Origin of the sequence: Ramlibacter albus (assembly GCF_014297445.1) — a bacterium.
GTDB lineage: Bacteria > Pseudomonadota > Gammaproteobacteria > Burkholderiales > Burkholderiaceae_C > Ramlibacter > Ramlibacter albus.
This window is the reverse complement of record NZ_JACORU010000017.1, coordinates 20872-37858: the sequence shown is the minus strand read 5'-3', so window position 1 is coordinate 37858 and position 16987 is coordinate 20872. Positions and strand designations below refer to the sequence as shown.

The following is a 16987-nucleotide window of genomic DNA, read 5'->3' as shown; positions in this document are numbered from 1 at the left end:
GTAGGGCCTTTCTTGGGGGGCTCGAATCGGAACCGATGAGGCTGAGAGTACGGCGGCGCCACTTGGTTCAGCGTCAGCCACCGTCTCGTCTTGCAAAGATCACGTGAACATGGCGGCAGGTTCCGCGCAGTTCAAGGCCCGCCTACTTGCGGCGCTCCAGATTGTCCGCAAAGGCGCGCAGCGTCTGCACCGGCACCTCGCCCACCGCGGTGAGCCACCAGTCCTGCAGCCGGCGCACGACCGTGTGCGTCGCGCCGCTGGCGAACGCGCCTTCCTGCTGGTGGCGCTGGCGGTCGTACGGCTCGACGAACAGCGAGACGGAAGCGAGCCCGTCCGAGAAGATCCACTGCAGCACGCCGCCGTCCGAGACGCGGCGGTAGCAGCTCATCGGCGCGAAGCCGGCCACGGCGGCCTTCAGGCCCCACCCTTCGGCAGCCGGCGTCGTCTTCTGCGCTTCGGCTTTCTCGACGCGCCAGCCCGGCGGCACGACCATCTGCTGCGCGATGCGCTCGGGCTTGAGCGGCGCGTCCAGCTGCAGCTCGGAGAAGGCCGCCTGCTCGAGCACGTTGCCGTCCTTGTCGAGCGTCTGCAGCTTCACCACGAGGCCGCTTTTCTTCTCGCTCCAGATGCGGTAGCCGAAGCGCAGGCCGTCCTTGGGCGCGAGCTGCACCACGTCGGCGTCGAAGCCGGCCACGCGGTCGCTGCCGATGCGGTTGGCGGTGTAGAAGTCGCCGATGGTGCCCGCCGCCGACTTGAAGAGGTCCGGGAAGACGCCGAGCGACTCGCGCTTCTCGCTGCGCACCAGGCGATGCTCGGGGATGAAGGTGAGGACGTCGTCGTTGCGGCGGAAGGTCGAGCGCGGCGCGCCGGTCAGCGTCTCCACGCGTTCGACCTGGTGCTGCCCTTCGCACGCATGCCAGATGCGCGCGCTGGAAAAAGTGGCGGCGCCCGAGGACACGACGAAAGTGCCGACGTAGCTGCGCAACCGCGAGGCCTCGTGCATGCGAGCGAGCCACTCGCCCACAGTGCGCTCGGGCGCGTTTCGCGCGGGCGTGGCGGTCTGGGCGGCGGCGAAGCCGAACATGCTGCCGGCCGCCACGACGGCGAGCCAGCGCAGGGCAAGGGCGCGGGAGGCGAGGAGGCGGGTCGTCATGCGCGCCGGTGGCCTAGCGGGCCGGTGCCTCGAAGGTCGCGTTGCGCAGGAACCCGGCGGGTTGCTGCAGCGCCGTCGCACCACCCCCCAGCTGGCGGTGCGCGGCCAGCAGGCGATCGAGGTTGGGGTCGCGGATCATCATCTGCGGGCGGCCACCGCTGGCCACGGCCACCGGCACCACGGCCGCCGGCCCGGCGGCCAGTTGCGGCTGCAGGGGCGTCGCGGTGCCGGCCACGTTCCAGCCGATCGCAGCCACGGCCATGAAGGACGCAAAACCCGCGGCGAGCTTCCAGCGGAAGTTGGAGTCATTCGCCGCCGGCCGCACCGCGAGGGGCGGCATCAGCGGCGCCGGCTGGGGGCGCTCGGTGGCGATCCTTTCGTTCAGGCGCGACACGAAGGCCAGCGGGTCGGCGCCGCGCGCCAGGTCGGGCGAGCGCAGCACGTCGCCGATGACGTGGTACGCCTGCCATGCCGCACGCGCCTCGCCGTCCGCGCACGCCGCGGCCAGCGCCTGCTTCAGCGCCTCGCCTTCGAGCTGCCCGTCGGCGAGTGCCGAGATCAATTCCTGTTGGTCCGTCTTGTCGTTCATATCCATCACCACCGCTTGCCCGACTGGTTTTCCAGCAGGGGCTTCACCTTCGCCGATATCGCCTCGCGCGCCCGGAAGATCCGGGACCGCACGGTGCCTATCGGGCAATTCATCACTTCCGCAATCTCTTCATAGCTCAGGCCCTCGATCTCGCGCAGCGTCACCGCCTGGCGCAATTCGTCGGGCAAGGCTTCCATGGCCGAGTTGACCGTGGCGGCGATTTCCTTGGCGGCCAGCACCGTCTCCGGTGTTTCCGCGGAGGTTAGTTCGTTCTCCACGCCGGAAGTTTCGTCCTCATCGTCGCCGCCTTTGAGCGCGCTCTCGGAAACCACCGGGTCCCGCTTGAGGTCGACGAGGGCTTTTTTCGCGGTGTTGACGGCAATCCGGTACAGCCAGGTGTAGAACTGGGCCTCGCCGCGGAACTGGGCGAGCGCCCGGTAGGCGCGGATGAAGGTCTCCTGCGCGATGTCCTCGACCAGGTCCTGGTCGCGCACCATGCGGCCGATCAGGCGCTCGATGCGGCGCTGGTACTTGATCACCAGCAGCTCGTAGGCCTTCTGGTCGCCCGCCACGGTGCGCTCCACCAGGGCCTGGTCGGTGAGGTCGGGGGTGGGCGGGGAGGCGGGAGGCTTGCTGGTCATGTTCTCGCCGCGGGCGGCGTGGCGGGCGAATATACCGCACGGCGCAGCGGCATCCAGGCATTCGGCTCGCGCCTTTGTTCGAGCCACAGCCACCGGCCGCGCCCGGTGTCGGGCTGCCACTGCACGAGCAGCCAGCGCTGCAGGTCCAGCGCAATCTCGACGCGGCCGGGCGCCTCGCCCAGGCCGTCGGCCCAGCGCCAGCCTTCGCCATCCCAGGCCAGCAGGCCGGCGGGGGCGCGGTGCCAGGCGGTCCATGCGAATCCACCCGCCAGCGCGAGGACGGCGACACCCAGCCACGGAACCCGGCTCGCTTCAGGCGCCTGCCAAAGCCACGCGGCCGTGACGGCAGACGCCACGAGCCACACGACGCCCGACAGCGCCCCCGCAAAACGGCAACGCCCCACCGGGTAACTCACCGATGGGGCGCCGTGCATGGAAGCGTCCGGTATGTCAGACCCGCTTGAACACCAGCGTGCCGTTGGTTCCGCCGAAGCCGAAGTTGTTCTTCACGGCGACGTCGATCTTCAGGTCCCGCGCCTCGTTGGCGCAGTAGTCCAGGTCGCACTCGGGGTCCTGGTTGAAGATGTTGATGGTGGGCGGGCTCTTCTGGTGGTGCACGGCCAGCGCCGTGAACACCGACTCGATGCCGCCCGCGCCGCCCAGCAGGTGGCCGGTCATGGACTTGGTGGAGTTGACGACGACCTTCTTCGCGTGGTCGCCCAGCGCCAGCTTGATCGCGTTGCTCTCGTTCACGTCGCCCAGCGGCGTGGAGGTGCCGTGCGCGTTGAGGTAGTTCACCTGGTCCGCGTTGACGCCGGCGTTGCGCAGCGCCGCCTGCATGGCGCGCCGCGGCCCGTCGACGTTGGGCGCGGTCATGTGGTACGCGTCGGCGCTCATGCCGAAGCCCGCGACCTCGGCGTAGATCTTCGCGCCGCGCTTCTTCGCATGCTCGTACTCCTCGAGCACCAGCACGCCGCCGCCCTCGCCCAGCACGAAGCCGTCGCGGTCCTTGTCCCAGGGGCGGGACGCCGTCTTCGGGTCGTCGTTGCGAGTGGACAGCGCCCGCGAGGCCGCGAAACCGCCGATACCGAGCGGCGACACGGTGGCCTCGGCACCGCCGGCAACCATCACGTCCGCGTCGCCCGACTCGATCATGCGGGCCGACAGGCCGATCGCATGCAGGCCGGTCGTGCAGGCCGTCACCACCGCGATGTTCGGCCCCTTGAAGCCGAACTTGATCGAGACATGGCCCGAGATCATGTTGATGATCGACGCCGGCACGAAGAACGGGGAGATGCGGCGCGGCCCGCGGTTGATGAGCTCCGCCTTCGTCTCCTCGATCATCGGCAGCCCGCCGATGCCCGAGCCGATGTTCACGCCGATGCGCGTGGCCAGCTCGTCGCCGAGGGCCTCACCGGTGGGCAGGCCCGAATCGGCCACCGCCTGCGCGGCCGCGGCCAGCCCGAAGTGGATGAACCGGTCCATGTGCCGGGCTTCCTTCTCGGGGATGTAGTCCGCGATGTTGAAGCCCTTGACCTCGCCGGCGAACTTGCAGGCGAACGCGCTCGCGTCGAACGCGGTGATCAGGTCGATGCCGGGCTTGCCGGCCAGCAGGTTGGACCACGACTCGGCCACCGTGTTGCCTACCGGCGAAACACAGCCGAGCCCCGTGACGACGACGCGGCGACGCATTCTTGCTTTAGGCCTTCTGGTGCTGCAGGGCGTAGTCGATCGCGTGCTGCACCGTGGTGATCTTCTCCGCGTCCTCGTCGGGGATCTCGATGCCGAACTCGTCTTCGAGCGCCATCACCAGTTCCACCGTGTCCAGGGAGTCGGCGCCGAGGTCCGCCACGAAAGCCTTTTCGCTGGTGACCTGGGACTCCTCCACGCCGAGCTGCTCGGCGATGATTTTCTTGACACGTGCTTCGATATCGCTCATGGGTTCCCTCAAAGGGTTTGTGGAATGAATCCGGGATTTTAGTCCGGGGTGGGGTGCGGCCGGGCTGGCCTCCCTCAGGCCATGAACATCCCGCCGTTGACGTGTATTTCCTGCCCCGTCACATAACCGGCTTGCGGGGAGGATAGCCAGGCCACCGCGTGCGCGATGTCGGCGGGCTTGCCGAGATGGCCGAGGGGAATCTGGCCGAGCAATGCTTTCTGCTGCTCTTCGGGCAAAGCGGACGTCATGTCGGTCTCGATGAAGCCGGGGGCCACGCAATTGACCGTGATGCCACGGCTGCCGAGCTCGCGCGCGAGCGCCCGCGACATGCCGGCCAGCCCCGCCTTCGCGGCGGCGTAGTTCGCCTGGCCGGGGTTGCCGGAGGCGCCGACCACGCTGGTGATGTTGACGATGCGGCCGTAGCGCTGCTTCATCATCGTGCGCATCACGGCGCGGCTCATCCGGAAGACGGCCTTGAGATTGGTGTCGAGCACCGCGTCCCAGTCCTCGTCCTTCATGCGCATGGCCAGCGTGTCGCGCGTGATGCCGGCGTTGTTGACCAGCACGTGCAGCCCGCCGTTTTCCTTGGCGACGGCATCGACCAGCGCCTCGCCGGCACCGGCATCGTTGACGTCGAGCTTCGCGCCCTTGCAGCCCGCAAACGCCGAGAGCGCTTGGGTGATCTTCGCCGCGCCGTCGTCGGTGGTTGCAGTGCCCACGACCTTCATGCCCCGATGCGCAAGCTCAGCCGCGATGGCCGCGCCGATGCCGCGCGAGGCGCCCGTGACGAGCGCGACCTGCCCTTCCATCTTGACTGTCGTCATGTCACGAGCCCCTTTGCTTCGGAGAGCGTCGCCGGGTCGAACATCGCGGCGCCGGTGAGGGCCGGGTCGATGCGCTTGACCATGCCCGCCAGCACCTTGCCGGGCCCGCACTCGATGATGACGTCGACGCCGCGCGCCTTGATGGCTTGCACGCACTCGACCCAGCGCACCGGGCCGAACGCCTGCTCGTAGAGCGCGGCGCGGATGCGGTCCGGGTCGGTCTCGACCTTGACCTCGATGTTGTTCACGACCGGGATGCGCGGCGCGTTCATCGCGGTGGCCGCGAGCTTCGCCTTGAGCTTCTCGGCCGCGGGCTTCATCAGGCTCGAGTGGAAAGGCGCGGAAACGGGCAGCGGCAGCGCGCGCTTCGCGCCGTTCGCCTTGAGCACCTCGCAAGCCTTCTCGACGGCGGCTTTGCTGCCGGCGATCACGGTCTGCACCGGATCGTTGAAGTTGACGGCTTCCACCACTTCGCCGCTGTTCGCTCCGAACGAGCGCGCGGCTTCGGCGCAGCCTTCGATCACCTTCTGGGCGTCCATGCCGAGGATGGCGGCCATCGCCCCCGTGCCCACAGGCACGGCCTCCTGCATCGCCTGCGCGCGGAAGCGCACGAGCGGCACGGCGTCGGCGAGCGTGAGCACGCCCGACGCCACCAATGCCGAATACTCGCCGAGCGAATGGCCGGCGACGACGGCGGGGTCGGCACCGCCTTCGGCCTTCCACGCGCGATACGCGGCCACGCCTGCAACCAGCATCACGGGTTGCGTGTTGGTCGTGAGCGCGAGGGCTTCCTTGGGGCCTTCCTTGATGAGCTTCGCGACATCCTCGCCGAGCGCATCGGAAGCTTCCTTCAGTGTCTCGAGCACCGCGGGGTTGTCGCCCCACGCGTCGAGCATGCCCACGGCCTGCGATCCCTGCCCCGGGAAGACAAAGGCGAACGGTTTCATCTTCTTCTCTTCTTCAGAAATCGAGCAGCACGGCGCCCCAGGTGAAACCGCCGCCGACGCCCTCGAGCATCAGCGTGTCACCCTTCTTGATCTTGCCGCTGCGCACCGCAGCGTCCAGCGCCAGCGGGATCGACGCGGCGGACGTATTGCCGTGCTCGTCCACCGTGACGATGAGCTTGTCGAGCGGCATCTTCAGCTTCTTCGCCGTGCCCTGCATGATGCGGATGTTGGCCTGGTGCGGGATGAGCCAGTCGATGTCGGCATCGGTCTTGCCGGCTTTCGCGAGCGTGGCGCGCGCGGCGCTCTCGAGCACACCCACGGCCAGCTTGAACACCGCCTGCCCGTCCATCTTGAGGAACGGGTCACCGAGCACGGCACCACCGGAGACGGTGCCCGGCACGCACAGGATGCCGACGTGCTTGCCGTCCGCATGCAGGTCGGTCGCCAGGATGCCGGGCGTGTCCGACGCCTCCAGCACCACCGCGCCCGCGCCGTCGCCGAACAGCACGCAGGTGGTGCGGTCGTTGAAGTCGAGGATGCGCGAGAACACTTCGGCGCCGATCACCAGCGCCTTGTTCGCAGAGCCGGTCTTGATCATCGAATCCGCGACGGTCAGTGCATAGACAAAGCCGCTGCAAACCGCCTGCACGTCGAACGCCGCGCAGCCCGCGATGCCCAGCTTGTTCTGCAGGATGCAAGCGGCCGAGGGAAACACCATGTCCGGCGTGGACGTGGCGACGATGATCAGGTCGATCTCGCCGGCCTTCAGGCCCGCGGACTCCAGCGCCGCGCGCGCGGCGTGCGCGCCGAGGTCGCTGCTCGTCACGTCGGGGGCCGCGAAGTGGCGCGCGCGGATGCCCGTGCGCTCGATGATCCACTCGTCGGAGGTTTCGATGCCCTTGGCGGCCAGGTCGGCCGCGAGGTCGGCGTTGGTCACGCGGCGCGGGGGCAGGTAGCTGCCGGTGCCGGTGATTCGGGAGTATCTCGTCATCTCTCTAGGGGGTCACCGCTTCGCCGGCGCTTGCATCGGCGGCGGCGAGCAGCGGCCGTGCGTGCGCGATGCGCGCCTGCACGCGCCCCTGCAGGTTGTTGTGGGCCGCATCATACGCGCGGTTCAAGGCTTGCCCGAAGGCGAAGGCATCGGCCGAGCCGTGGCTCTTGAACACAAGTCCGCGCAGGCCCAGTAGCGCGGCGCCGTTGTAGCGGCGGTAGTCGACGCGGTTCTTGAAGGCCGAGAGGATCGGGTAGGCCACCAGCGCCGCCAGCTTGGTCAGCGGCGTGCGCGAGAACTCTTCCTTGAGGAAACCGCCGATCATGGAGGCGAGGCCCTCGCTCGTCTTCAGGGCCACGTTGCCGACGAAGCCGTCGCACACCACGATGTCCGTCGTGCCCTTGAAGATGTCGTTGCCCTCGACATTGCCGTAGAAGTTGAGGTCGCCCGAGGCCGCGGCGCTGCGCAGCAGCTCGCCCGCGCGCTTGATCACCTCACTGCCCTTGATGACCTCTTCGCCGATGTTGAGCAGGCCCACGGACGGGTCGGCGTCGTCGTTGCGCAGCGCGGCGACCAGTGCCGAACCCAGCACCGCGAACTGCAGCAGGTGCTGCTCGGTGCAATCCACGTTGGCGCCCAGGTCCAGCACGGTGGTGGCGCCGCCCTTCGCGTTGGGCAGCGGGTAGGCGATGGCGGGTCGGTCGATGCCCTCCACCGTTTTCAGCAGGTAACGGGCCAGCGCCATCAGCGCGCCGGTGTTGCCGGCGGAGACGGCCGCCTGCGCGGCGCCGTCCTTGACCTGCTGGATCGCCACGCGCATCGAGGAGTCCTTCTTCTTGCGCAATGCGACCTCGACGGCGTCGTGCATCTCCACCACTTCGGTGGCGGCGACAACGCGCGCGCGCTCATGCGAGAAGGCGTTCAGGGCTTCGGGCTGCCCCACGAGCAGCAGCTGCGCCTGCGGATGTTGTTCGAGAAAGGCCTTGCACGCGGGAAGGGTCACGCCGGGGCCGTGGTCGCCCCCCATGCAGTCGACTGCCAGGATCGTCATGGGCGTAACTGTAGAGCCTTTGGGCCGTGCAAAAAGGAAAGGGCCCGTGCTGCGGTGCAGCCGGGCCCTTGTTGGATTGACTTCGGTCAGCCTTCGTTCTTGGTCTTCAGGACCTTGCGGCCGCGGTAGAAACCGTTGGGGCTGATGTGGTGGCGCAGGTGCGTCTCGCCCGTGGTGGGCTCGACAGCGATGCCCGGCACATCGAGGGCGTTGTGCGAGCGGTGCATGCCGCGCTTCGAGGGCGACTTCTTGTTTTGCTGGACGGCCATTTGGGGCTCCTGGATCGGTCTGCGTTGCCGTGCGGGCAGCGCGGGTCAATGGGGTTGGTGGGGTCCGCCAGGCTGTAGCCTTCCCAGCGAAGCCCGCCATTATAGCCTAACTGCCGTTTTTGCCGGGTTTGAGCGCCTTCAGGACCTCGAACGGGTTCTTCTTCCCCTCCTGGGCCTTGTCGAAATCGGGGTCGGTGGCGCTGAAGCTCGGCAGCACGGGGCAGATCACGTGCCGCGGCGCCACCGGCAAGCCCATCAGCACTTCGTCCTCCACCAGCTCCTTCAGATTGAAGTCGCGGCTTTCGGCCAGCACGTCTTCCTCGGCCTCGTCGTCCTCGGCGGCGGCGGTGGCTTCATCGCCGACGAAACGGAACGAGCGGTCCACGTCCACCTTGATGTCCACGGGGGCGAGGCAGCGCTGGCAAATGAGGGGCAGCGAGGCGTGTGCTTCCAGGTGGACCCATACCTCGGGCTGCACGTGGCGCGGATTGCGCATCTCGCCGCGGGCGGTCCATTGCAGCGGCCGATCGTCGCCGCGGCCTTCGGCCTCGCTGGCCAGCCGGGGGTAGTCGCGCAGCGCGTCCTCGGCCGAGAGCTCGCCGCCTTCCTCGGCGAAGCGGCGGACGTCGAGCCGGCGCGCGTCGAAGCTCTTTTTCATCGGGGGCAGTGTAAGAGAATCGGCGGATGCAAGAAGGCTCCCGCACGCTCGTCCTTGGCTCAACGTCGCGCTACCGGCGCGAGCTGCTGCAGCGCTTGGGCGTGCCATTCGATGTGGCGGCGCCCGAGGTCGATGAGACGCCGCTGGCGGGCGAACGCCCTGCAGAGCTTGCCAAGCGGCTGGCGCTGGCGAAGGCGCGCGCCGTTGCGGCGCGCTTTCCGCAGGCGGTGGTCATCGGGTCGGACCAGGTGGCGGACCTCGATGGCGAATCGCTCGGCAAGCCGGGCAACCACGACAACGCGGTCGCGCAGCTGAACCGCATGAGCGGGAAGTCGGTGATCTTCCAGACGGCGCTTGCGGTGGTGTGTGCCGAGACGGGGTTCGAGCAACTGGACTTGGCCGCGGTGCGCGTGCAGTTCCGCCGGCTCGGCGCGGAGGAGATCGAGGCCTACCTGCGCAAGGAGGAGCCGTACGACTGCGCGGGCAGTGCGAAGAGCGAGGGGCTGGGCATCGCGTTGCTGGAGGCGATCGACAACGACGACCCGACGGCCCTCGTGGGCCTGCCCCTCATCCGCACTTGCCGGATGATCCGTGCGGCGGGCGTGAAAGTGCTTTGATGGCCGGACGGTTGCTGCTCGTGCCTGCGCCGCTGGATTTCGGTTGCGAGCCGCCCGTACCTCTGGACCGCGCGCTTCCGGACGCATCGCTGGTCGCTGCTTCGCAGCTCACCCACTGGATCGTCGAGAACGCGAAGACGGCACGCGCCTTTCTCAAGCGCGTCGGTGAAGTGCATCCACTCGCCGTGCCGCTGCAGCAGATGCAGATGGCCGAACTGCCGCGCGAAGTGCACAAGAAGGGCGACCACGCCGGCGGTTTCGATGCACGCCCGATGCTCGCGGCGGCGAAAGACGGCCATGACATCGGCCTGCTCAGCGAAGCCGGCTTGCCCGCAGTGGCCGACCCCGGCAGCTCCGTCGTGCGAGCTGCTCACGATCTCGGTATCGAGGTCGTCGCGCTCGCCGGCACCTCGTCGCTGCTGCTCGCGCTCGCCGCGAGCGGGCTCAATGGCCAGAACTTCGCCTTCGTGGGGTACTTGCCGCAGGACGCCGCCGCGCGCACGCAGCGCATCCGCGAGCTCGAAGCGCTCGCGCTCAAAGGCCAGACGCAACTGTTCATCGAGACGCCCTACCGCAACCAGGTGCTCTGGCAGGCCCTGCTGCAATCGCTGAGGCCGTCGACGCGTCTGGCTTATGCGAGCGGTCTCACGCTCGCGGCCGCGAGCAATGGCTCGCATGCCGTCCAGCGGTGGCGTGAACTCCCGGCGCCGGTTGCCAACGACACACCGGCGGTGTTCGCCGTCGGCAAATAGTCAGCGGATCGAGACCGCGCGAAGCGCCCGCACGGCGCCTTCACCGATCGACGCACCGAAGCGCTTCGCCAGCCGCTCCGCCACGTTCTCGCGCCGCGTGTAATCCACCAGCTCCTCGGCCTTCACGATTTCGCGCGCGACGAACTCCAGGTTGCCGAGCTGGTCGGCAAGGCCCATCTCCACGGCCTGCTGCCCGGTCCAGAACAGCCCCGAGAACAGCTCCGGCGTCTCCTTCAGCTTCTTGCCGCGGCCGGCCTTCACCACGTCGATGAACTGCTTGTGCACGACGTTGAGCATCGCCTGCGCATGCTCGCGCTGCTTGTCGCTCTGAGGGCTGAACGGGTCGAGGAAACCCTTGTTCTCGCCGGCGGTCATGAGGCGCCGCTCGACACCGAGCTTTTCCATCAGCCCGACGAAGCCGAAGCCGTCCATCAGCACGCCGATGCTGCCCACGATGCTGGCCTTGTCCACGAAGATGCGGTCCGTCACCGCCGCGATGTAGTACGCCGCCGAAGCGCACGACTCCTCCACCACCGCATACACCGGCTTCTTGTAGATGCCGCGCAGCCGCTTGAGCTCGTCGTTGATGATGCCGGCCTGCACCGGGCTGCCGCCGGGCGAGTTGATCAGCAGCACGATGGCCTGCGCGCCCGGGTCTTCGAACGCGGCCTTGGCCGCCGAGACGACGTTCTCCGCGCCGGCGGTGGAGTCGGAGCTGATCTCGCCCTTGATCTCGATCACCGCCGTGTGGGCCGTCGTCTTGGCCGCCGAAGGCCCGCGGAACGAGACGTTCCACAGCAGCACCGCGAAGAACGTGAGCCACGCGAGCCGCACGAACGTGCGCCAGCGGCGCGCCTTCCTCTGCTCCTCCAGCGTCGCGAAGAGCAGCTTTTCCAGCGTGTCCTTCTCCCACCCGGGCGCAAGCCCCGGTTGCGCGGCACGCGCCGCGGCCGGCGCAAGGCTCGGCGCTGGCGCTGGCGCAGGCGTGGGCGCGGGTTCGTCCTCCGGCCGTGCCGGGTCGTTCGGGTAGTCGCTCATCTCAGGTTTCTTCTAGAACTCGACAGGTTTCAGGTTGAAGGCAGTATGCCAGTGCACGACCCCGTCATTCTCGGTGAGCTCGATCTTCACGAGCCCGCCACGGCACGGCCCGCCCGCGCATTCACCGGTGTCGGGCCGATAGACGGCGCCGTGCGTCGAGCAAAGCAGCCACTGGCCGCTGTCGTCGAAGAAGCGGTTGGGTTGCCAGTCCATCTCCATCGCCACGTGCGCGCACCGATTGAGGTACGCATGCACCGCGCCGTTCCAGCGCACCGCGAAGGCGCGGCAGGTGTAGCCGCCGTAGACCACGTCGAAGGGGACGGCCTCGCCCGCCTCGGCGAGGTCCGACGAACGGCACAGGGGAATGGCGACGGAGTCTGTCACGCGTGTTCCAGCAGCCAGTCGTGCAGCGCGCGCACGGAATGCGCGACGAACTCGGGCTTCAGGCCCTCGAACTCCGAGCCTTCGTGCGCGCCATAACTCACACCCACGCTCGGGCAGCCGGCATTGCGCGCCATCTGCAGGTCGTGCGTGGTGTCGCCGATCATCAAGGTGCGCTCGGGCTCGGTGCCGAACTCGCGCATCAGCTCGTGCAGCATCTGCGGGTGCGGCTTGCCCGCCGTCTCGTCGGCGGTGCGCGAGCCGTCGAACATGCCCTTGAGCTGCACGGTGCGCAGCGCATCGTCGAGCCCGCGGCGTGACTTGCCCGTGGCCACCGCCAGCCAGTGGTGCCGTGCCTTCAGCTCCTGCAGCAGCGGCAGCACGCCCTCGAAGAGCACGATGTCGTCCATGTGCTGCAGGTAGTGGTGTCGGTAGCGCTCGCCCAGTTGCTTGTACAGGTCCTTGGGCACGTCGGGGGCGGCATGCGCGAGCGCCTGCATCAAACCCATGCCGATCACATACGAAGCGTCCTTGTCCGAGGGCACCTTGCCGCCGACGTCGGCCACCGCGTTCTGGATGCAGCGGACGATGATCTTGGTGGAATCGAAAAGGGTGCCGTCCCAATCGAAGGCGATCAGGTCGAAGCGGCGGGGACGCGACTGCATGGCTAGCGATTCTCGACGAATGCCGCCAGCTCCGCGGGCAGTGGGGCTTCCAGCGCGACCTCTTCGCCCGTGGCCGGGTGCGCGAACTTCAACCGCCACGCATGCAGGAACATGCGCTTGAGGCCCTGCTTCGCCAGCGTCTTGTTCAGCTCGAAGTCTCCATATTTGTCGTCGCCCAGGATCGGGTGGCCGTTGGACGCCAGGTGCACGCGGATCTGGTGCGTGCGGCCGGTCTTGATGGTGACCTCCAGCAGCGTGAAATCTTCCAGCTTTCGCGCAACCTTGACGAGCGTGACCGAGCGCATGCCGTCGGGGTCGTCCTTCGCCACGACCTTCACCCGGCGCTCGCCATCAGCCAGCAGGTATTTGTGCAGCGGCTGGTCGATCACCTTCTTGTTCGCGGGCCAGGCGCCGCTGACGAGCGCGAGGTAGGTCTTGCCGGTTTCGCGGTCGCGGAACTGGTCCTGCAGCTTGGTCAGAGCCGAGCGCCGCTTGGCGACGAGCAGGATGCCCGAGGTCTCACGGTCGAGCCGGTGCACCAGCTCCAGGAACTTCGCCTGCGGCCGCGCCTGCCGCAGCTGTTCGATCACGCCGAAGCTCACGCCGCTGCCGCCGTGCACGGCCACGCCGGCCGGCTTGTCCAGCGCGATGAGGTGCTCGTCCTCGTAAACGACCGGGAAGTCGCGGGCGGGCGCCGGCTTCTGCAGCCTTTCCTCGGCTTTCTCCGAAGTGCGCACCGGCGGCACGCGCACCACGTCGCCCTCCTCCACCCGCGTGTCCGCCCCCGCGCGCCCCTTGTTCACCCGCACTTCGCCCGAGCGGATGATCCGGTACACGTGCGTCTTGGGCACGCCCTTGAGCTCGCGGATGAGGAAGTTGTCCAGGCGCTGGCCGGCGGAATCCTCCCCCACCGTGACCAGCCGGGCCCGCACGGCGCTTGCGCCTCCCGTTTCGGACCCTATAATCCGTTTCACTAGCGTTACGCTGTAAGTGGTTGATTTGCCTTGGAGTTTATTCCAGGCCCGCCACCCAGCCACGCTGGAGGTCGATGCCGCTCCCGCCGAGGTGGGGGTGCGGGCCGACACTTTGGAACACCGATACGGAATACAAGCCTTCCAGCAGCGAGCTGGCAGGCGGATCGAAGCGAGAACAACGTGCTGATGGCATTCATCCTGGCCTGCTGGCGGTGGCTCACGAGCCCCCTTGCGGCCACTGCAATGCAACCGGCTTATCCCCTGACGCGCCCCGCCCTCGCCGCACTACCTGCGGCGCGGCCGCGCTTCGTCCTTCTCGCCACCATCCACGTGCCCTGGCAGCGCCGGCTCACATAGCCGCCCGCGCCTGCCCTCCGGCAATTCCCGTCGTTTCGAAGCGTCCGTCCAGGCATCCGTTGCTCCACTCAGGAGCTGTTGATGTTTTGAAGAAGAAGGTGACGCATGAAACGCATGCTGATCAACGCCACGCAGGCTGAGGAGCGCCGGCTGGCCATCGTCGACGGGCAGAAGCTGCTCGACTACGAAATCGAGATCGAAGGGCGCGAACAGCGCAAGGGCAACATCTACAAGGCCGTCGTCACGCGCGTCGAGCCGTCGCTGGAAGCCTGCTTCGTCGATTACGGCGAGGACCGCCACGGGTTCCTGCCGTTCAAGGAAATCTCCAAGTCGTTCTTCCAGGGCAACACGCCCCCGTCGCAGGCGCGCATCAGCGACGTGATCAAGGAAGGCCAGGAGCTGCTGGTGCAGGTCGAGAAGGAAGAGCGCGGCAACAAGGGCGCCGCGCTCACCACCTTCATCTCGCTGGCCGGCCGCTACGTGGTGCTCATGCCCAACAACCCGCGCGGCGGCGGCGTGTCGCGCCGCATCGAGGGCGAGGACCGGGCCGAGCTCAAGGAGAACATGGACCAGCTGGATTACCCCAACGGCATGTCCATCATCGCGCGCACGGCCGGCATCGGCCGCAGCGCCCCCGAGCTGCAGTGGGACCTGAACTACCTGCTCAAGCTGTGGGCCGCGATCGACGGCGCCGCCAAGGGCGGCAAGGGCGCCTTCCTGATCTACCAGGAATCGTCGCTCGTGATCCGTTGCATCCGCGACTACTTCAACCACGACATCGGCGACATCCTGATCGACACGGACGACATCTACGAGCAGGCGCACCAGTTCATGGCGCACGTCATGCCGGAGCATGCCGCCCGCGTGAAGCGCTACCGCGACGATGCGCCGCTGTTCAGCCGCTTCCAGATCGAGCACCAGATCGAGTCGGCCTACGCGCGCGAGGTGAAGCTGCCGTCCGGCGGCGTGATCGTGATCGACCACACCGAAGCGCTGGTGTCCATCGACGTCAACTCGGCGCGCGCCATCAAGGGCGGCGACATCGAGGAGACCGCCACGCGCACCAACCTCGAAGCCGCCGACGAAGTGGCGCGCCAGATGCGCCTGCGCGACCTGGGCGGCCTGATCGTCATCGACTTCATCGACATGGAGGAGTCGAAGAACCGCCGCGAGGTGGAAAACCGCCTGCGCGACGCGCTGCGGCAGGACCGCGCCCGCGTGCAGTTCGGCTCGATCAGCAAATTCGGCCTGATGGAGATGAGCCGCCAGCGCCTGCGCCCGGCGCTGTCGGAAGGCGCGTCCATCCCCTGCCCGCGCTGCGGCGGCCACGGCCACATCCGCGACACGGAAAGCTCCGCGCTGCAGATCCTGCGGATCATCCAGGAAGAGTCCATGAAGGACAGCACCGCCGCCGTGCACTGCCAGGTGCCGGTGGAGGTGGCGTCGTTCCTGCTGAACGAGAAGCGCACCGAGATCGCCAAGATCGAACTCAAGCAGCGCATCAACGTGCTGCTGGTGCCCAACAAGGGGCTCGACACGCCGCACTACAAGCTCGAGCGCCTGAAGCACGACGACCCGCGCCTGGACAACATCAAGGCCAGCTACAACATGGCCGAGGAGATCGAGGACCCGACGGCGGTCACGCGCCGTTCGCACGAGCGCACCAACAAGCAGGAGCCGGTGATCAAGGGCGTGCTGCCCGACGCGCCGGCGCCGATGCCCGTGGCCAAGCCGCCGGCACCCGCGCCGGTGGTGCAGCCGCAGCAGGCGAAGGCCCCCGCGCCCGCGCCGGCCCCGGCCGCGCCGGTGCCCGCGCAAAGCGGCTTCTTCGGCTGGTTCAAGGGCCTGCTCGGCATGGGCGCCCCCGCGACGCCCGCGCCTGTCGCGGCGCCCGTCGAAGCGCGCAAGGAAGAGCCGCGCCGCGAAGGGCGCGGTGACGGCCGCGGTGATGGCCGCCGCGACGGCCGGCGTGGCGAAGGCCGTGGCGGCGACCGCCGCGACGGGCAGCGGCGCGATGGCCGCGGCGAGCAGCGCGGCGGCGACGCGCAGCGCCGCGAGCGCGTGGCCGCGGAAGGTGCCGAGCAGCAGCAGGGCCAGCGTGGCGAGCAGCGCGGTGAGCGACGTGATCGCGGCGAGCGCGGCGAACGCGGTGAACGTGGCGAGGGCCGCGACAACCGCCAGCAGCAGCGCGACAACCGCGAGCCGCGCGAAGCGCGTGGCGACCGCCCGCCGCGCGAGCAACGCGAGCCGCGTGAGGCACGCGAAGGCGAAGCCCGCGCGCTGGTTGACGGGCAGCAAATGGGCGGCGACGAGCAGCGCCAGGACCGTCCGCCGCGTGGTGAGCGCGGCGAACGTGGCGAGCGCCGTGAACGTGGCGAAGGCCGCGGTGAACGCGGTGAACGCGCCGAAGGCCGTGGCGATCGTGGCGAGGGCCGCGGTGATCGTGGTGATCGCGGTGAAAGCCGTGGCGAGGATCGCGGTGATCGCGGCGAAGGCCGCGGCGACCGCGGCGAACGCCGCGAGCGCGCCCCGCGCGAAGGCATGCCGGCCGACGAAGTCTCCGCGCAGGCCCTGGCCGGCGCGACCGGCTCCGTCGCCGACGTGACCGAGTCCACCGACGCGCACCAGCCCTCCGCCGCCGACGCCGTCCTCGAGACGCACACCAACCGCGAGGGCAGCGACGAGGCCCGCCGCGGCGACCGTGGCGGCCGCTCGCGCGACCGCTTCGGCCGCGACCGCCGCGAACGCAACGACCGCATCCCGCGCGAAGAAGTGCCGGTGGGCGCCGAACTATCGGCCAACGAACTCGCGCAGACCTACGCGCCCGAGCAGACGCAGCAGCCGCAGCAACCCGCGCCGATCCAGGCCAAGGCCCCCGCGGCCCCGCCCAAGGTTCAGCCCTTCGAGCTGCCCGTGGACCAGCTGCGCCAGATCGCCGAAGGCTCGGGCCTGCAGTGGGTGAACTCGGACGCCGGGAAGATCGCCGCCGCGCAAGCCGCGATGGCCGCGGAGCCGAAGCCGATCCACGTGCCGCGCGAGCGCCCGCCCATCGTCACGCTCGACGAAGGCCCGCTGGTGCTGGTGGAAACGCGCCGCGACCTGCGCGCGATGCCGCTGCCGTTCGAAAAGGCCGCCTGAGGG

The 16987-nt window shown here is 68.7% G+C and carries 19 protein-coding genes; 3 read left to right on the top strand and 16 right to left on the bottom strand.

The features are described 5' to 3' along the window. Positions 1-142: 142 nt before the first annotated feature. The 12 genes from H8R02_RS28200 to H8R02_RS28145 all read right to left on the bottom strand — a co-directional run bounded on the left by H8R02_RS28200 (position 143) and on the right by H8R02_RS28145 (position 9062). Positions 143-1153 carry a MucB/RseB C-terminal domain-containing protein gene (locus tag H8R02_RS28200; RefSeq protein ID WP_187085069.1) on the bottom strand — a complete coding sequence of 337 codons (1011 nt, stop codon included), beginning with the start codon at positions 1151-1153 and terminating at the stop codon, positions 143-145. Positions 1154-1166: 13 nt separating this feature from the next. Continuing rightward, positions 1167-1742, bottom strand: coding sequence for a sigma-E factor negative regulatory protein (locus tag H8R02_RS28195; protein ID WP_187085067.1), 576 nt, complete (start codon positions 1740-1742; stop codon positions 1167-1169). A gap of 5 nt (positions 1743-1747) precedes the next feature. Then, positions 1748-2383 (bottom strand): RNA polymerase sigma factor RpoE, encoded by a 636-nt coding sequence (gene rpoE, locus H8R02_RS28190; protein ID WP_187085065.1) that lies wholly within the window; start codon positions 2381-2383, stop codon positions 1748-1750. Further along, positions 2380-2817, bottom strand: coding sequence for a hypothetical protein (locus H8R02_RS28185; RefSeq protein WP_187085063.1), 438 nt, complete (start codon positions 2815-2817; stop codon positions 2380-2382). Before H8R02_RS28185 ends, rpoE begins: the two co-directional genes overlap by 4 nt. A gap of 16 nt (positions 2818-2833) precedes the next feature. Next, a complete protein-coding gene (gene fabF, locus H8R02_RS28180; protein WP_187085061.1) occupies positions 2834-4075 on the bottom strand; it encodes a beta-ketoacyl-ACP synthase II in 1242 nt (413 codons plus the stop codon). A gap of 7 nt (positions 4076-4082) precedes the next feature. Beyond that, positions 4083-4322 (bottom strand): acyl carrier protein, encoded by a 240-nt coding sequence (gene acpP, locus H8R02_RS28175; protein WP_187085059.1) that lies wholly within the window; start codon positions 4320-4322, stop codon positions 4083-4085. Between the two features lie 74 nt (positions 4323-4396). Then, positions 4397-5146: a 3-oxoacyl-ACP reductase FabG gene (gene fabG / locus H8R02_RS28170; protein ID WP_187085057.1), complete on the bottom strand. Its 750-nt coding sequence runs from the start codon at positions 5144-5146 to the stop codon at positions 4397-4399. Further along, positions 5143-6093, bottom strand: a complete 951-nt coding sequence (fabD, locus tag H8R02_RS28165) for an ACP S-malonyltransferase (protein ID WP_187085055.1) — start codon at positions 6091-6093, stop codon at positions 5143-5145. Before fabD ends, fabG begins: the two co-directional genes overlap by 4 nt. A 13-nt stretch (positions 6094-6106) precedes the next feature. Then, the gene (locus H8R02_RS28160) at positions 6107-7084 is read right to left on the bottom strand and encodes a beta-ketoacyl-ACP synthase III (RefSeq protein WP_187085053.1); all 978 of its coding nucleotides are present in this window, start codon (positions 7082-7084) and stop codon (positions 6107-6109) included. A gap of 4 nt (positions 7085-7088) precedes the next feature. Then, positions 7089-8135 (bottom strand): phosphate acyltransferase PlsX, encoded by a 1047-nt coding sequence (plsX, locus tag H8R02_RS28155; RefSeq protein WP_187085051.1) that lies wholly within the window; start codon positions 8133-8135, stop codon positions 7089-7091. A gap of 86 nt (positions 8136-8221) precedes the next feature. After that, positions 8222-8404 (bottom strand): 50S ribosomal protein L32, encoded by a 183-nt coding sequence (gene rpmF, locus H8R02_RS28150; RefSeq protein ID WP_187085049.1) that lies wholly within the window; start codon positions 8402-8404, stop codon positions 8222-8224. A 106-nt stretch (positions 8405-8510) separates the two neighbouring features. After that, positions 8511-9062, bottom strand: a complete 552-nt coding sequence (locus H8R02_RS28145) for a YceD family protein (protein ID WP_187085047.1) — start codon at positions 9060-9062, stop codon at positions 8511-8513. Between the two features lie 26 nt (positions 9063-9088). Between H8R02_RS28145 and H8R02_RS28140 the strand changes: the two genes are divergently transcribed. After that, positions 9089-9679, top strand: a complete 591-nt coding sequence (locus H8R02_RS28140) for a Maf family nucleotide pyrophosphatase (protein WP_187085045.1) — start codon at positions 9089-9091, stop codon at positions 9677-9679. Then, entirely contained in the window at positions 9679-10431 is a 753-nt protein-coding gene (locus tag H8R02_RS28135) for an SAM-dependent methyltransferase (RefSeq protein WP_187085043.1), read from the top strand. Before H8R02_RS28140 ends, H8R02_RS28135 begins: the two co-directional genes overlap by 1 nt. Here the strand turns inward: H8R02_RS28135 and H8R02_RS28130 are convergent, their stop codons facing one another. Genes H8R02_RS28130 through H8R02_RS28115 form a run of 4 tightly spaced genes read right to left on the bottom strand, consistent with a single transcriptional unit; the run spans position 10432 to position 13489 of the window. Continuing rightward, entirely contained in the window at positions 10432-11469 is a 1038-nt protein-coding gene (locus tag H8R02_RS28130; RefSeq protein WP_187085041.1) for a S49 family peptidase, read from the bottom strand. Between the two features lie 12 nt (positions 11470-11481). Continuing rightward, on the bottom strand, positions 11482-11853 hold the full coding sequence (locus H8R02_RS28125; RefSeq protein WP_187085039.1) for a Rieske (2Fe-2S) protein: 372 nt from the start codon (positions 11851-11853) through the stop codon (positions 11482-11484). Then, entirely contained in the window at positions 11850-12515 is a 666-nt protein-coding gene (locus tag H8R02_RS28120) for an HAD family hydrolase (protein ID WP_187085037.1), read from the bottom strand. Before H8R02_RS28120 ends, H8R02_RS28125 begins: the two co-directional genes overlap by 4 nt. 2 nt (positions 12516-12517) lie before the next feature. Next, complete coding sequence (locus H8R02_RS28115) at positions 12518-13489, bottom strand: RluA family pseudouridine synthase (protein WP_187085035.1); 972 nt, start codon at positions 13487-13489, stop codon at positions 12518-12520. Between the two features lie 462 nt (positions 13490-13951). Between H8R02_RS28115 and H8R02_RS28110 the strand changes: the two genes are divergently transcribed. Then, positions 13952-16984, top strand: a complete 3033-nt coding sequence (locus H8R02_RS28110) for an Rne/Rng family ribonuclease (RefSeq protein ID WP_187085033.1) — start codon at positions 13952-13954, stop codon at positions 16982-16984. Positions 16985-16987: the final 3 nt, after the last annotated feature.

Coding starts and splice junctions, on each gene's coding strand:
- rpmF (WP_187085049.1), bottom strand. CDS start 8,404: ATGGCCGTCCAGCAAAACAAGAAGTCGCCCTCGAAGCGCGGCATGCAC.
- acpP (WP_187085059.1), bottom strand. CDS start 4,322: ATGAGCGATATCGAAGCACGTGTCAAGAAAATCATCGCCGAGCAGCTC.
- H8R02_RS28120 (WP_187085037.1), bottom strand. CDS start 12,515: ATGCAGTCGCGTCCCCGCCGCTTCGACCTGATCGCCTTCGATTGGGAC.
- H8R02_RS28140 (WP_187085045.1), top strand. CDS start 9,089: ATGCAAGAAGGCTCCCGCACGCTCGTCCTTGGCTCAACGTCGCGCTAC.
- H8R02_RS28145 (WP_187085047.1), bottom strand. CDS start 9,062: ATGAAAAAGAGCTTCGACGCGCGCCGGCTCGACGTCCGCCGCTTCGCC.
- H8R02_RS28135 (WP_187085043.1), top strand. CDS start 9,679: ATGGCCGGACGGTTGCTGCTCGTGCCTGCGCCGCTGGATTTCGGTTGC.
- H8R02_RS28200 (WP_187085069.1), bottom strand. CDS start 1,153: ATGACGACCCGCCTCCTCGCCTCCCGCGCCCTTGCCCTGCGCTGGCTC.
- fabG (WP_187085057.1), bottom strand. CDS start 5,146: ATGACGACAGTCAAGATGGAAGGGCAGGTCGCGCTCGTCACGGGCGCC.
- rpoE (WP_187085065.1), bottom strand. CDS start 2,383: ATGACCAGCAAGCCTCCCGCCTCCCCGCCCACCCCCGACCTCACCGAC.
- H8R02_RS28185 (WP_187085063.1), bottom strand. CDS start 2,817: ATGCACGGCGCCCCATCGGTGAGTTACCCGGTGGGGCGTTGCCGTTTT.
- fabD (WP_187085055.1), bottom strand. CDS start 6,093: ATGAAACCGTTCGCCTTTGTCTTCCCGGGGCAGGGATCGCAGGCCGTG.
- H8R02_RS28195 (WP_187085067.1), bottom strand. CDS start 1,742: ATGAACGACAAGACGGACCAACAGGAATTGATCTCGGCACTCGCCGAC.
- plsX (WP_187085051.1), bottom strand. CDS start 8,135: ATGACGATCCTGGCAGTCGACTGCATGGGGGGCGACCACGGCCCCGGC.
- H8R02_RS28160 (WP_187085053.1), bottom strand. CDS start 7,084: ATGACGAGATACTCCCGAATCACCGGCACCGGCAGCTACCTGCCCCCG.
- fabF (WP_187085061.1), bottom strand. CDS start 4,075: ATGCGTCGCCGCGTCGTCGTCACGGGGCTCGGCTGTGTTTCGCCGGTA.
- H8R02_RS28110 (WP_187085033.1), top strand. CDS start 13,952: ATGAAACGCATGCTGATCAACGCCACGCAGGCTGAGGAGCGCCGGCTG.
- H8R02_RS28130 (WP_187085041.1), bottom strand. CDS start 11,469: ATGAGCGACTACCCGAACGACCCGGCACGGCCGGAGGACGAACCCGCG.